Genomic DNA, 15694 nt, shown 5'->3' with positions numbered 1-15694 from the left:
TGTGGAGACTTGAAATGTAATTTACGGGCAGAAATAAAAAGATTACTGAAAATAAAATTGCACGATGAATTAAATAGATAGATAACGCACTATTGAGTACAAAAAAAACGCTCATTTTTGCCTAAAATTAACAATAACCCATGATATTTGTGGAAAAATTGCACAAAAGTCACAGCGATTATGGAGAGTGAAGAATTATGACCGATTCAGCAGATGATCTTGATGCATTGTTTGAAGAGATGGCAAGTCAACGCCAGGAAACAGAAACGTCACCCTCCGCAGGAACGGACTCTGCTTCAGCAACGACAAACAACGTAATGCAGGTTGGCGAACAACCACCGAAACTGAATCCACGCAACACAGACATTGAGTCTACAAAGCCTATTTTTGATCGTTTAGGCAACGTTGTCCGCATGTTGCATGATTCAATGCGACAGTTAGGCTATGATCGCTCCCTCTCTGATGTCGCGATTCAGGTTGCAGATGCGCAGGATAGGCTGGAGTATGTTGCAACATTGACAGAACAAGCGGCAAATAAAGTACTAAATGCGACTGACCTCGGAATGCCTGAGCAGGATGAACTCGCCAAAAAAGCGAAGAGCATGGACGTGCGCTGGACCGATTTATTTGAAGGCAAACTCAGCGTAGAAGAATTCAAGTCATTAGCATCAGACTCCAAAACTTTTGCCAATGCAGTTCTGACAGCGACGGATGCGGAGAAAGCTCGCCTTCTCGATATCATGATGGCGCAAGATTTTCAGGATCTGACTGGTCAGTTAATCAAGAAAGTCGTCGCAATCAATAAAGCGGTTGAGCACGAATTGGCTCAGATACTTCTTGATAATGCGCCGACAGAGTTGAAAGAGAAAGCAGTCGAATTGATGGAGGGGCCATCCGTACCGAACGCCGCACTGGAACAGGATGACGTAGATAATCTTCTTGATAGCCTGGGTTTCTGATGGATGATATGCTCAAAGAATTTGTCGTTGAGGCACTCGATCTCGCGACAAACGTAGAAGAACACCTGTTGTCTCTCGAACGTAATCCGGGCGACATGAATACACTGAATGCTGTCTTCCGATCGTTCCATACGATCAAAGGTGGCGCGGGTTTTATGAACCTATCTGCAATGGTTTCTGCATGTCATTTAACAGAAAACCTGTTTGATGCATTGAGAACCGGCCAAGTCGCGGTCACACCTGAAGCGATCGAGGCAGCATTGGAAGCCAGCGGTTTTGTTGCCGATCAACTTACCGCACTGAACAACGGCGTCCCTCCTGAACAACTTTCAACGATGCCGAAAGCACTGGAAGCGATGTTGACAGATGCCATTGAGAGCAAGGGGGTCAGTAAAAAAGCCGCGGCACCAGCAACACCTCAAGTAGCGGCAACTGCGCCTGAACCGGTTGCGGTTAGTACATCGTCGCCATCAGCCAACAATACTGATGGCGTCGATTGGGAAGCATATTACAGAGCAGTAACTCCGGCCGGCACATTACCTGAACCAGTAGCAACTGCCGTAGCGACGGCTCCAAAAGCGCCTTCTGCAAAAGAAGAACACGAAGCAGTTAAATCGTCGTTGTCCAGCACAGACGTCAAGCATACCACCCCAGCCAAAGAGGAAAGCATACGGATAGATGCCGTGAAGCTGAACGTCCTGCTTGAGGTGGCAGGCGAATCTGTTCAAGCCGCAAACCAGGCTGCGGTGTTACTGGAAAAATTATCGCAATTCAAGTTTGATGGTCAGGCGGCACCTCTGATGGCAGCACTGACAGAGACACTGACCCGCGCATCTCGTTATTCAACTGAACTGCAACGCGCAACGTTAGCCACCCGTATGCAACCTGTCGGGCGCCTGTTTCAGAAATTCCCTCGCCTAGTCCGCGAACTGGCAAGAGACTTGGGCAAAGAGGTGGATTTAAATATTGAGGGAGCAGAAACAGAAGTTGACCGCGTTGTTGTTGATAGTCTGTACGATCCATTGGTGCATATGCTGCGCAATGCGCTTGATCACGGCATTGAAACTGCAGAAGAACGCCTGGCAAGCAATAAAACAGCAAGATCAACCATTTCACTGAAAGCGTGGCAAGAAGCCAGCAGCGTCATGATTGAAGTGTCTGATGACGGCAAAGGCATGGACGCGCAACGACTCCGGGATAAAGCCATCTCGAAAGGTCTGATCAACGCACACGATGCACGAACAGATGATGAGGCTTTCCAGCTGGTATTTTTACCTGGCTTTTCCACCAAAGAAGTCGCCTCCAGCGTTTCGGGTCGTGGCGTCGGTATGGACGTTGTAAAAACAGCAGTAGAACGTCATCGCGGTGCAATCCGTATTTCATCAGAATTAGGCAAAGGTACGACGTTTTTAATCCGCTTACCAATTGAGCTTTCTATTGTCCCAACGATGCTGGTACGTACCGATGGCGCATCCTTGGCACTTCCTATGGCAACAGTGCAACGTGTTGTAGAATTGCCTGAGACATTTGAAAGTGTCGGCGGTCAACCTGTGCTTCGCGATCTGGGCCGCCCATTACCGGTTAAATCTCTGGGCAAAGTGCTCGGTTACATGCCATCGTCAGAACGGGTTGGCATTGTTATCGCTGCGCCAAATCCTTATATTTTATCGGTAGATTCGGTAGATGGAACCGCAGATCTGGTGATCAAACCACTCACCTGCATCAGCACCCCCGGCATTACTGGCACTGCTCGCTCGGCTGAAGGCGAACTCGTTCTGGTTACCAGCTTGTCTTTCCTCATTGACGGCTGCAAAGTTCGCGAGATGATGACGGCGTAGTTTTTCTCACAGTGCATCAAGTACAAAAGGGCTTCACTCCGATTGGATTGAAGCCCTTATATTTTCTGCTTGCCCACTCTCCTGTATCACAGCAATACGAAAAAACAGACTTTCGCGTACTCTGTCAGAATAACGGCATTCATATTCATTATTCCGTGCAATGCCAACATCATCATTAGTAAAGCAAGTGAGCGATCTGGATGATTTTTTACAACCCAGCGCCTTTTCACGTCTGCCAGCCAGTTTCTATACGCACTTGCAGCCTACTCCGCTACCACAACCATACGCCATCGCCGTCAGTACACCAGTTGCGGCACAATTCAATCTGGATCCGGCATTGTTGCTCACACCAAGATACGTTGAGGCTTTCACTGGAAATTGTAATATTCCTGGAGCGAATCCACTGGCCAGCGTTTACTCAGGTCATCAATTTGGCGCTTGGGCAGGGCAACTCGGTGATGGTCGGGCGATTCTTTTAGGTGATGCCATAGATAAACATCAGCAACGCTTTGAAGTTCAACTGAAAGGCGCAGGCCCAACCCCCTATTCCCGCTCCGGCGATGGACGAGCCGTACTGAGATCGTCGATCCGTGAACTCTTGTGCTCCGAAGCAATGCAGGCACTGGGAATACCGACATCCAGAGCGTTGGCAATCACTGGCTCCGATCAGGGCGTGATGCGAGAAACGGTAGAAACCAGTGCGGTTGTTACGCGACTCGCTCCCAGCTTTATCCGTTTTGGATCATTTGAGCATTGGTACTACAACAACCGACCTGATGAATTAAAAATTCTGGCGGATTTTGTGATCAGGCATCACTATCCTGAAGCACTGGAACAGCCTAATCCCTATCAGGCATTCCTCAGTACGGTAACGCAAAAAACAGCTGAACTGATCGCCTGCTGGCAGTCCGTCGGATTCATGCATGGCGTCATGAATACAGACAACATGTCTATCCTGGGCTTAACACTGGACTACGGTCCGTTTGGATTTATGGAAAAGTATGATGAAAGGCACATTTGCAATCATACAGATCAACAAGGCCGATACTCCTACCGTATGCAGCCCACAATCGGACACTGGAATACACATGCGCTTGGCCAGGCCTTACTGCCGCTGATAGGTAGTGTAGAAGATACGCAACTGGCAATGGATTGTTACTCGTCTTCTTTTACAAATAAATGGGAAGCACTGCTACGTAAAAAACTCGGATTATTGACCATTCAAAATGGCGATAAGGAACTGACTGATCAGCTATTTAATATCATGCAGGAAAACCATGCTGATTTCACGCACACGTTCAGATACCTGAGTCACCTCGAAAATCACGCCAGCTCAAAAGACGACGATTTCGTCAGTTTATTCAGCAATTCTCAAGCTGCGATTGATTGGCTGGAACTTTACCGGGCACGGCTGGTCTCTGAAGGCAGTAAAGCCGAAGAAAGACAAAGTCGTATGCGAGCGAGCAATCCCAAATATGTTCTGCGAAACTATCTTGCGCAAATTGCTATTGAAAAAGCGCAGAATAAGGATTTCAGTGAAGTCCAAAAGCTGCTGACAATTCTCGAACACCCTTTTGATGAACAGCCAGAGCATCATCTATACTCAGATGAGCCACCGACTTGGGCACAACATCTCGAAATCAGTTGTTCGTCGTAAACGAAAGAAAATATGAATAAAATACATAAGACCGATGCTGAGTGGCGCGCTCAGCTTGATCCTATCGAATATCAGGTTACCCGCCATGCAGCCACGGAAAGAGCGTTTACCGGAAAATACTGGGATCACCACGATATCGGCATCTACACTTGCGTCTGCTGCAATACACCACTGTTTGCATCCGATACAAAATTTGATTCTGGCTGTGGATGGCCAAGTTATTTTCGTGCACTCAACCCCGCGAATGTCTTGGAGAAGATAGACACATCTCACGGCATGACTCGCACCGAAATTGTGTGTAATATCTGCGACGCCCACCTTGGGCACGTCTTTCCTGATGGCCCACCGCCAACAGGACTACGTTATTGTATTAATTCTGCGTCTTTGAAATTTGAACCTTTGCCTGAGTAACTTTTTAATGAAATTTTTATTTGATATTTTCCCCGTCATTCTGTTTTTTGTGACGTTCAAATGGGGAGAAAACCACCCTACTGCTGCACAGGCGTATGTAACTGAATTTCTTTCCGGACTCGTGTCAGGTGGCGGCAGCGCCGAGGAAGTTGCGCCAATTCTACTTGCCACGGCTGTGACACTGATTGCATCTTTATGCCAGATTGCCTATCTGCTTATACGTAGAAAGAAGGTCGATGCAATGCTTTGGATCTCATTCATCGTCATCATGGTGTTCGGTGGGGCAACTATTTATTTCCATAGCGAAGCATTTATTAAATGGAAACCAACTGTTCTTTACTGGTGTTATGCCGTCGCGTTTATGCTGGCACAGTTTGGCTTTAAGAAAAATCTGATCCGTACTGCAATGGAATCGCAAGTAAAACTCCCGGAGAAAATCTGGTCTCGCCTCAGTCTTGCGTGGATCTGCTTTTTTTTAGTAATGGGAATCGCGAATCTACTGGTAGCCTACAATTTCACGACGTCAGCCTGGGCGAATTTCAAGCTGATATCCATGATAGGGATCATGCCTGCATTCGTTATTATTCAAAGCTTATTTTTAACAAAATACATAGAAGAAACTGAGTCATGACCCGTTTTGAAAAATTACACATACGTCTGACAGAAAATTTGCACCCCGTGCTGTGTGAACTTCAGGATGACTCCCATGCACATGCAGGGCATGCAGGTGCCGCATCAGGAGGAAGTCATTACAGTTTGAAAATAATTTGTCCTCAATTTGAGGGCTTAAATCGCATTTCCCGCCATCGTCTGGTGTATGATGCCATTGGCGATATGATGCACACGGAAATTCACGCACTGGCAATCAGTGCACTTGCTCCGTCAGAGATACCGACCTAACCTAAGCAGTTTACTTATAATCCGTTTTTTATTTTGTTATTTTAGGAACAGACAATGACTTTTAAACCTGCTCATTTGCTGGTAGTACTTCTTGCAACAGCCCTGCCTGCAATGGCTCAAAATCTTGCTGTAGTCAATGGCAAAGCAATTCCTTCTTCTCGCGTAGATGCCATGGTCAAACAACTGGCATCGCAAGGTCAGCAAGACAGCCCACAGTTGCGCGCAATGGTGAAGCAAGAACTGATTAATCGTGAAGTATTAATGCAGGAAGCTGAAAAATCTGGCCTCGCTTCGAATGCAGAAGTAAAAAATCAATTGGAAATCGCTCGTCAATCTTTGCTGATTCGTGCGCTGATGATTGATTATGTAAAGAAAAATCCTGTTTCCGATGCCGAAGTACAGGCTGAATACGACAAAGCAAAAGCACAAGCTGGCGACAAGGAATATCACGCCTATCATATTCTGGTAGAAAAAGAAGATGATGCAAAAGCGATCATTTTGAAATTGAAAGCTGGCGCTAAATTTGAAGAATTAGCTAAACAATCTAAAGATACAGGATCCGCAGCAAAAGGCGGTGATCTTGACTGGGCAACACCAGCAACATTCGTTCCTGCATTCTCTCAAGCAATGACTGCTTTGCAAAAGGGTCAGTTTACCGAAACACCGGTTAAAACTGAATTTGGCTTTCACATCATCAAATTAGATGATGTACGCACAGCAAAATTCCCGACACTAGAAGAAGTAAAACCACAGATCGTTGATGGACTGCAGCAACAAAAAGTGCAGGCTTATCAACAAGCGTTGGTGAAAAAAGCAAAAGTTCAGTAATTACAATCAGGTTCAGTTCAAAAAAGAGGCGTATTAAACGCCTCTTTTTTTATTTGCGATGCGGTCAAATAAAATCAGCAAAATCACAAAAATAAGAAAGGGGGCAAAAGCCCCCTTTCTTCAATTCAACCTTAGATCAACCCACCCACTTTCTTGCATTTCGGAACATGCGCATCCATGGTGAGTCTTCATTCCAGTCATCCGGATGCCAGGAATGAATCGCTGTGCGGAACACACGTTCGGCGTGCGGCATCATCACTGTAAAGCGCCCATCCAGATTCGTTACAGAAGTAATTCCCTGTGGTGAACCGTTCGGATTGTACGGATAGCTTTCAGTAACATCTCCGCTGTTGTTAACGAATCGCATTGCCACTTGCGCCTTAGCAATATCGCCGGTCGTAGAAAAATCAGCAAAACCTTCGCCGTGGGCTACCGCGATTGGAGTTTGCGTCCCCGCCATGCCACTGAAAAAGACAGAAGCAGAATCCAACACTTCAACCATCGAAAAACGTGCTTCGAATTGTTCAGATTTGTTCTTGGTAAATTTCGGCCACGCTTCCGCCCCCGGGATAATCGATTTCAGATTACTCATCATCTGACAACCATTACAAATACCCAAACCAAATGTGTCAGTTCTGTGGAAAAACTCAGAGAATTGCTGAGACAACATCGCATTAAACAAGATCGTTTTTGCCCAGCCCTCACCTGCACCTAATACGTCTCCATAAGAGAAGCCGCCGACAGCGATCAAGCCTTTAAAATGACTCAGATTCGCACGACCAGCAATCAAATCGCTCATATGTACGTCGACAGATTCAAATCCCGCCTTATGCATAACATATGCAGTTTCGATGTGAGAGTTCACACCCTGTTCGCGCAAGATTGCCACCTTAGGACGAACACCGGTAGCGATAAATGGAGCAGCAACATCATCATTGATATCAAAACTTAACTTGGGCTGCATCCCTGGGTCTTGCACATCACTGATGCGGGCGTACTCTGCATCAGCGCAAGCCGGATTATCGCGCAGGCGAGCGATCTGCCAGCTGGTTTTGCTCCATGTCTGATGAAGTTCTGATCTGAGTTTTTTGAATATCTGTTTTACGTCACGGTAAAACTCTATCGAGTCACTGGCATTCGGCTTGCCAATAATGTGGCTACAGGCACCGAGATTATGTGAGCGTAAAACATCCATGACTTCAGAGCGTTGTTCGGTGCGCACCTGAATCACGGCGCCTAATTCTTCATTGAACAATGCCCGTAATGTCAGATCATTTCTTCTTTCCGCTACTTGACCGGCCCAATTTTTGGCGTCGCCCTGATCTGCAGCATGCTCGGTTTCCATCGTCAGGATATCGAGATTAATCGCCAACCCTGCGCGACCAGCAAACGCCATCTCGCATAAAGTCGCAAACAAACCACCGTCAGAACGGTCATGGTAAGCCAGCAGTTTATCTTCACTGTTCAATTGCTGAATAGCAGCGAAGAAAGCCTTCAGGTCAGCAGCGCTGTCAACATCTGGCACATCATTGCCAATCACTTGCATCACTTGTGCAAAAGCCGAAGCACCGAGGCGATTTCGCCCACGACCAAGATCAATCAGAATCAGGCTTGTATCACCTTTATCCAGGCGTATTTGCGGCGTCAGTGTCTTACGCACATCATAGACAGGTGAGAAACCCGATATGATCAATGACACTGGCGACGTGACAGACTTATTGTCGTCACTATCTTTCCACGTTGTACGCATTGACAGAGAATCTTTACCGACTGGAATACTGATGCCAAGTGCCGGGCATAAATCCATGCCGACAGCTTTCACTGTATCAAACAAGGCAGCATCCTGACCTGGCTGACCGCAAGCCGCCATCCAGTTGGCAGATAATTTGATATCTGAGATATCTTTGATCGGTGCCGCAGCAATATTCGTAATCGCCTCACCAACGGCCATACGACCCGAAGCCGGCGCATTAATGACCGCGAGCGGAGTGCGTTCGCCCATGGCCATCGCTTCACCCAGAAAGCCCTCGAAACTCATTGTCGTCACCGCGCAATCAGCCACAGGTACCTGCCACGGCCCGACCATCTGATCACGTACGGTCGTTGCGCCAACAGTTCTGTCGCCGATCGTAATCAGAAACGATTTATCCGCAACCGTAGGCAAACTTAATACACGTTGTGTCGCATCATCAAGACTGATTCCCGTCAGATCCAGCGGCTTATACGATGTCTGCAGACGCTCAACGTTCCTGTGCATCTTGGGAGGTTTTCCCAGCAATACATTCATCGGCATATCGACCGGTGTATTGCTGTGTTCCGGATCAATCACTTTCAATTGCCGTTCTTCTGTCGCGGTACCCACTACTGCAAACGGACAGCGCTCGCGCTCACAAAAGCCACGGAAAATTTCCAGGCTCTCGGGGGCAATTGCCAACACATAACGTTCTTGTGACTCGTTGCTCCAGATTTCTTTTGGGGCCATACCACTCTCTTCCAGATGCACTTTGCGCAAATCAAATATTGCACCCCGCTTTACATCATTCGTTATTTCAGGAAACGCGTTCGACAAGCCGCCGGCACCGACATCGTGAATAGATAAAATCGGATTCGCATCAGCCATTTGCCAGCAAGAATTGATCACCTCCTGCGCACGCCGCTCCATTTCAGGATTTCCGCGTTGAACCGAATCGAAATCAAGATCAGCAGTATTAGTACCTGTCGCCATAGAGGAAGCCGCACTGCCGCCCATCCCTATACGCATGCCTGGTCCGCCAAGTTGAATCAACAAACTTCCTACTGGCAAATCATTTTTCTTAGTATGTTGAGCGGAAATACTGCCAATACCACCAGCGATCATGATGGGCTTATGGTAGCCATACACTGTACCGCCAACATTTTGTTCATAAGTACGGAAATAACCCCCTAAATTAGGACGGCCAAACTCATTGTTAAATGCAGCGCCACCCAAAGGACCATCAATCATGATTTGCAATGCAGAAGCAATGCGGTCGGGTTTTCCGTACACAGATTCTGTTTTTGCGCCGCCATCACAATCAGTCGCGTTTTCCCAAGGCTGAGTCATGCCAGGGAGAGACAGATTGGACACTGTAAATCCTGTCAGCCCAGCTTTAGGTTTTGCCCCTCTGCCGGTCGCACCTTCATCACGAATTTCGCCGCCTGCGCCAGTAGATGCGCCAGGAAATGGTGAAATTGCGGTCGGATGGTTATGCGTCTCCACCTTCATTAAAATATGGGTTAATTCTTCCGACAACGCATAAGTACCCGTTTTACTGTCGCGAGGATAAAAACGCTGAACTTTTGCACCTTCGATAATTGAGGAATTATCACTATAAGCAACGACGGTTCCCTGTGGATGCAGCTCGTGGGTGTTTTTAATCATCTGAAACAAAGACTTATCTTGCTCAACACCGTCAATAGTCCAATCTGCATTAAATATTTTATGACGGCAATGCTCGCTGTTTGCCTGTGCAAACATCATTAATTCAACGTCAGTCGGATTACGTTTGACGGAATTAAAAGCATCTACCAGATAATCGATTTCATCATCGGATAAGGCAAGGCCTAACTCGCTATTGGCATTCAGCAAGGCATTTTTACCACCGCTCAGAATATCAACAGATTCCAGAGGTTTTGCTTGCAACTCGGAAAACAGCGCACCGGCATCACCAAGATTCGTCAATACCATTTCAGTCATACGATCATGCAATAAAGCAGAGATGGCTTCTCGGGATGACTGCTTCACTTCTTTGGTTCCACCAAAAAAGCCTGTTTTCATTTGTACAAAGTAGCTGATACCACGCTCGATACGACGCACCTGATGCATACCACAATTTCGCGCAATATCAGTTGCTTTACTTGCCCACGGAGAAATCGTGCCGATACGCGGAATAACGATAAAAGATTCACCGTCCTGAGATCCATTGAAACGGTCGCCGTAAACTAATAAAGCTTCAAGACGTTCAATATCATTCTTTTGCAATTCAACGCTTACATCTACAAAATGTTGGTATCTTGCAGTGACGCCGATAATATTTGCATCGACTTCCTGCAAACGATTCAGCAGATTGGATGTACGGAAAGCAGACAGGGCATTAGAGCCTGGCAATATCAACATGGCTAGAGGAGTAGTTGAGGCAATAGCAGGAGACAGTTTCTCTCTAACTATCGCAGGTTGGATGAGAAAAGCGTGATTATACCTTGATGCCCTTACAGGCTCCAGAAGGCACCGGTTTTAAATTCAGTAAATATCTGAATTAATTGGTAAAAATCAGAGTATTACCAGATTCTCTGGTCAATTTAAATTCAGAAAAATACTTCTTTTGTCTGAAATCAGGTAAATCTTCTTTCAGAACCATCAATACAATCTTTTGCTTATCAAGCAGAATCTGAAACTGCATATCGCTTAGCACGATATTATTTTTGTGAAGCTTGTTACCCCAAAATAAATCACTGCTTCGGCTATCAACGACTCGAACCGGGGCTTTCAAATAAAATGGCAATGAAGATTGATGCTCAAAAACACGGTACAAGATAACCTCAGACCGAGGAAAATCCGTCCTCAACCATGCAGCAACTTCTTTTGTGGAAATATAATTCTGCCTCACATCGATCACTTGCAACATGGCCGGCAAACTCATCATCGGAACCAAAACGTATAACAAAACACCCAGTTTGCGTATACGGTATGAGAAAAACGTCACCAGAATTGATGTGATCAACAAAATTTCAGCAAAATACCGGGTAAAAATTCCCTTAATAAACAGGCCATTCAGGGCTTCGTTTTTCCCATTTAAAAACCACAAGGTCAGTGCAAAAAATAAAATTGACAACAGTGCCCCCGGGATTACCAGCCCCCAGCGACCACCAAATTTCGCATCTTCCAACATCAAAGCCAATTGAATCGCCACAAACGGCATCACAATCACGAGATAATAATTTGCCTTCGCACTGGAGACAGAAAAAAATACCATAGGTATCAGCCAGGCAATACACAAGAACAAATGTATATCCCGCTGACGTGCAATATTCGTTCGGGCAAATGCTAAGACCGGAAGGAAAAATGACCATGGGAATAGAAACAGCAACGCCCGTGGAAGGTAATACCACCAAGCACCTGCATAGTAATCATGCGGCTCCCTCTTCCCCAGGAATCTTAAGATGTGTTCGTTAATGAAATAAAACCAGGGGAAAATAGGTTCAACCAGCATTGCTGCGATATGCCACGGAGTCGCAATGAGGAAAAAAACCAACAACCCCTTCCAGTGCAAACATTCATATAAACGAGACAGGAAGTTTTTCAACGTTGACGAGCTTAACGCAAGGTAAGTGCCCATAACCGCGAAAAATAAAATCAACGCAACAAATCCCTTCGCCAGCAAAGCAAGCGCCAGCATAGCCATACATAGGTAGAGTAATTTACGTTGTTTTCTTACGCAGAACAGATATCCCGACATCACTGCCGCCGTCAACAATACCGTCAGCAACATATCAAACATCAGGATACGGGACATCGCAGTAACGCCAAGACTGCTGATAAACACAATAGCCGCCAACCTGCCAGCGTACTCTCGCCCTATCGATTTAGTGAACCACAAAATCAGTCCCACGCATCCAATACCAGAGGACACCGGAACCAACCTGGCAACCCACTCTGACTCACCAAATGCCGCAAAAAAAACCGCAGTCAACCAATACAACAGAGGAGGTTTCTCCATGTATGGCAGCCCGTTCAGATGAGGAATAATCCACTGGTGCCAATCACCGGAACGTAACATTTCACGGGGGATTTCTGCGTACAATCCTTCATTGTTATCCAGAATCGGATAGCTGCCCAACTTGAAGCTCACAAAATAACAAACAATACCCCATACCAACCAAAGAGGTATTTCTGGAAATTGAATGTTATGCTCGCGCTTCATCATTAATTTTGTATCAGATCAATAAATAAAAAAAACGGCAAGCATGAAGGCTTGCCGTTTTTGCCAATCAGTATCGTTATGCAGCTGTCGCTACATTTTTCGCCCACACTAAAGCAGCCAAATGAGCTGTATTTACGTCCTCGGCGGAAATCTTTAACGACTCAGCCAAAGAACCAACCAGCATACTATTCAACTCACATGCCTCTGCCAAGGCTAGGTAAGGACCAAAAACCCCTTCCCTCGAAATCAATGCCTCGGTAACAACTTCGGGTAATTGTATAGTCGAGAGTACATCTTCCATCGGCAAACCAAGTAAGCGGTCAAGCAAGGAAAACATCCCTGCAACAAAAAGATTTTCCGCTTCAGACTTCGGCATTTTCATTTGACCGAGTAACTCTGCAAACCGCCCCCTGACAATTGCTGTTTCCAGCAGAACCGGCGAATATCCGCTGGTACTTGCGGTTGCAAGCAAAACAGTTAACCATCTGTATAGCGGACTGTAGCCTAACATTTGTACCGCATGCTTCAACGACTGAATTTCTGTGCGCAGGCCAAAACCAGCAGAATTAATGTAACGCAATAACTTGTATGCCAGCGTAGCATCACGTTTAACAACCAACTCCAGCTGCTGGACATCCGCATTCTTTCTGACCATTTCCATCAACTGCAATATCGTAGTCTGCGCTGGATTCAAGCTTTTTGGCGCGGAACTGGGTCTTGGAATCAAATGCAACTTCCCAACAAAACTATCCAAACCTAAAGCTGCACAAGCATCAAAATCCTGCCACGTAGAAACATTACGCGCCACCATCTTGACCGAAGATTGCTTCAACGACGCATACATTTTTGCCTGAGACGCGAAGTTAGCCGCATTTAACTGCACCTCAATATGAGAGACAAATGCAAAAAAGGAACGTTCCAGCGTTGTAACTTCAGCTCCGCGAAGGCAAATGCCAAAGCCCAGAGCCCGTAGTTCCTTTACTGCCTCCAATGTAGATTCATCTGCAAAATACTTCTTATGCAAAATCAAGACTGTATTTTTTGGTGGAAATGATTTGAGTCCATCAGCATGCAATAGTTCAGGCAATGCTTCAAGAAACACCAAGCTGTCCGCAAGTAAAAAACCGTCATCATCATTCAGATGACCGGCAACAAATTCCAGTAAATAATCGAGATTTTGGCTGTCTAACTGAGCGTTGGAATCCGCTTGTTGCCATGAAAACTGAAAACCAATCACGCGTTGCTTAGGGTCAAGCAGCGGTTCTCTTAAGATGAAATTATCTTCAATCATATAGAATTTATTATTTATTTAACCACAAAGACAAAATCATCAGGAACAGAATTCATCCAACAGCTCATTTGATTTCACTGATAGGCAAGAACATTTTTTGTCTCGAGGTTTTTGCAGATAATTTTAAAAAAACTTCAGTCACTTTTTTAATTTCATCCGACTAAGACAAGTATCTCATTTCATAATATTCGGCAGGCACTCTGCCACAGAGTGCCTACAAAACCAAGACAACTGCCAGATAGAAAGTCTGATGATAAACCAACTCTCTAACGCATCCGCATTTGGCAGCAGCTTAAATCAGGCGCTCTTACCCAATTTCTCAAAAATTTTTGAAAGCTTTTCATCCAAGGTTGCGGCAGTAAACGGCTTAACAACATAGCCATTCGCACCAGCTTGTGCAGCAGCAATAATGTTTTCTTTCTTCGCCTCTGCAGTAACCATCAGAACCGGAATTTTAGAAAGCGCAGGATCAGCACGAATATGTTGCAACATAGTGAGGCCATCCATATTAGGCATATTCCAGTCAGAAATAATAAAGTCGAAATCACCGTTTTTCAACTTCGCAAGCCCCATCGCTCCGTCCTCAGCCTCATCCACATTGGAGTAGCCTAACTCTTTAAGCAAATTTCTTACTATGCGACGCATAGTAGAAAAATCGTCTACAACTAAAAATTTCAGGTTTTGATCGGCCATGAATTACTCCATTATTTCTTTGAATACAATTACTAATATTATCGGTCAATTTAAGAATAAGAGGTGGGTTAAATTGCATTGAAGCATGTCTCCTCACTCCATCAAACCCTAAGTGCACGGCTTCCATGTGTTGCCAAATAATGCAATACCTTTGTTGGCAATTCGTTTAAGGGCGAAACTTCATGTGTCGCACCGATTGCAATTGCTTCCCGAGGCATTCCAAATACTACACAAGTTGCTTCATCTTGCGCAAAATTATAAGCACCAGCGTTTTTCATTTCCAACATGCCGGCAGCACCATCTTTCCCCATGCCAGTCAATATAACACCAACAGCATTTTTACCGGCATAAGTAGCAGCAGAACGGAACAGGACATCAACGGATGGGCGATGCCGATTTACAGGCTCTCCGGTATCGAGTTGGGTTACATAATTAGCCCCACTACGGGCAAGGAGTAAATGTGAATGTCCCGGTGCAATATACGCATGCCCAGGCAAAACGCGCTCTCCGCCCACAGCCTCAGATACAGAAATTTTACATAAACCGTCAAGTCGCTTTGCAAAAGAGCGGGTAAAGCCTTCTGGCATATGCTGAGTAATTAAAATGCCTGGACAATCTGACGGCATTTGCACAAGAAAATTCTTTATGGCTTCAGTGCCTCCGGTGGAAGCACCGATAATAATCAGTTTTTCACTACTGGTTAAAGGATTACGCACCAATGGCAAAGCACCCGGCGCATCTTTAGTATGATCAACAGCAGAAAGCGCTCTTGGTCGGATTTTTGCTTTTGATGCAATGCGGATTTTATCGGCGATTAACTCAGCATAATCAAGCATGCCACTCTGAATCGACATTTTAGGCTTTGAGACAAAATCAACAGCCCCTAACTCCAGAGCCTTCATCGTGATCTCTGACCCTCGCTCAGTCAGTGAGGACACCATAATGACCGGCATCGGCCTCAAACGCATCAGGCGCTCAAGAAAATCCAAGCCATCCATCTTCGGCATTTCGACATCTAAAGTCAAAACATCCGGATTAGTCTGTTTAATCAGTTCTCTGGCAACCAGCGGATCAGGTGCGACGCCAACAACTTCCATATCCGGTTGGCTACGAATAATTTCACTCATGACGCTACGAATGAGCGCCGAATCATCAACAATTAATACTTTTATTTTCAT

General features: G+C 45.7%; 12 protein-coding genes. 7 read left to right on the top strand and 5 right to left on the bottom strand.

The genetic code is table 11. The features are described from left to right. The first annotated feature begins 197 nt into the window (after nt 1-197). The 7 genes from H8K29_RS08470 (at nt 198) to H8K29_RS08440 (ending at nt 6593) form a co-directional block, all read left to right on the top strand. Nucleotides 198-959: a protein phosphatase CheZ gene (locus tag H8K29_RS08470; protein WP_186897240.1), complete on the top strand. Its 762-nt coding sequence runs from the start codon at nt 198-200 to the stop codon at nt 957-959. Next, entirely contained in the window at nt 959-2797 is a 1839-nt protein-coding gene (locus tag H8K29_RS08465) for a chemotaxis protein CheA (protein ID WP_186897239.1), read from the top strand. The genes H8K29_RS08470 and H8K29_RS08465 overlap by 1 nt, the downstream gene beginning before the upstream one ends. 160 nt (nt 2798-2957) lie before the next feature. Next, nucleotides 2958-4454 (top strand): protein adenylyltransferase SelO, encoded by a 1497-nt coding sequence (locus H8K29_RS08460; protein WP_186897238.1) that lies wholly within the window; start codon nt 2958-2960, stop codon nt 4452-4454. A 12-nt stretch (nt 4455-4466) separates the two neighbouring features. Further along, a complete protein-coding gene (msrB, locus tag H8K29_RS08455) occupies nt 4467-4865 on the top strand; it encodes a peptide-methionine (R)-S-oxide reductase MsrB (RefSeq protein WP_186897237.1) in 399 nt (132 codons plus the stop codon). 7 nt (nt 4866-4872) lie between these two features. Beyond that, entirely contained in the window at nt 4873-5496 is a 624-nt protein-coding gene (locus H8K29_RS08450; protein WP_186897236.1) for a septation protein A, read from the top strand. After that, nucleotides 5493-5765, top strand: coding sequence for a BolA family transcriptional regulator (locus H8K29_RS08445; protein ID WP_186885535.1), 273 nt, complete (start codon nt 5493-5495; stop codon nt 5763-5765). The genes H8K29_RS08450 and H8K29_RS08445 overlap by 4 nt, the downstream gene beginning before the upstream one ends. Nucleotides 5766-5819: 54 nt before the next feature. Continuing rightward, entirely contained in the window at nt 5820-6593 is a 774-nt protein-coding gene (locus H8K29_RS08440) for a peptidylprolyl isomerase (RefSeq protein WP_186897235.1), read from the top strand. 136 nt (nt 6594-6729) lie between these two features. On the opposite strand, the gene purL is transcribed toward H8K29_RS08440, so the two are convergent. The 5 genes from purL to H8K29_RS08415 all read right to left on the bottom strand — a co-directional run bounded on the left by purL (nt 6730) and on the right by H8K29_RS08415 (nt 15694). Continuing rightward, on the bottom strand, nt 6730-10728 hold the full coding sequence (gene purL, locus H8K29_RS08435; RefSeq protein ID WP_186897234.1) for a phosphoribosylformylglycinamidine synthase: 3999 nt from the start codon (nt 10726-10728) through the stop codon (nt 6730-6732). A 139-nt stretch (nt 10729-10867) separates the two neighbouring features. Next, nucleotides 10868-12535, bottom strand: coding sequence for a glycosyltransferase family 39 protein (locus tag H8K29_RS08430; RefSeq protein ID WP_186897233.1), 1668 nt, complete (start codon nt 12533-12535; stop codon nt 10868-10870). A gap of 73 nt (nt 12536-12608) precedes the next feature. Continuing rightward, entirely contained in the window at nt 12609-13823 is a 1215-nt protein-coding gene (locus H8K29_RS08425) for an EAL and HDOD domain-containing protein (protein WP_186897232.1), read from the bottom strand. A gap of 297 nt (nt 13824-14120) precedes the next feature. After that, the gene (cheY, locus tag H8K29_RS08420) at nt 14121-14516 is read right to left on the bottom strand and encodes a chemotaxis response regulator CheY (protein ID WP_186885540.1); all 396 of its coding nucleotides are present in this window, start codon (nt 14514-14516) and stop codon (nt 14121-14123) included. Nucleotides 14517-14617: 101 nt separating this feature from the next. Continuing rightward, a complete protein-coding gene (locus H8K29_RS08415) occupies nt 14618-15694 on the bottom strand; it encodes a chemotaxis response regulator protein-glutamate methylesterase (RefSeq protein WP_186897231.1) in 1077 nt (358 codons plus the stop codon).

It is taken from the genome of Undibacterium sp. CY21W, from assembly GCF_014284265.1.
Classification (GTDB): domain Bacteria; phylum Pseudomonadota; class Gammaproteobacteria; order Burkholderiales; family Burkholderiaceae_D; genus Undibacterium; species Undibacterium aquatile.
The sequence above is the reverse complement of the archived record's forward strand: the minus strand, read 5'-3'. Positions and strand labels throughout refer to the sequence as shown.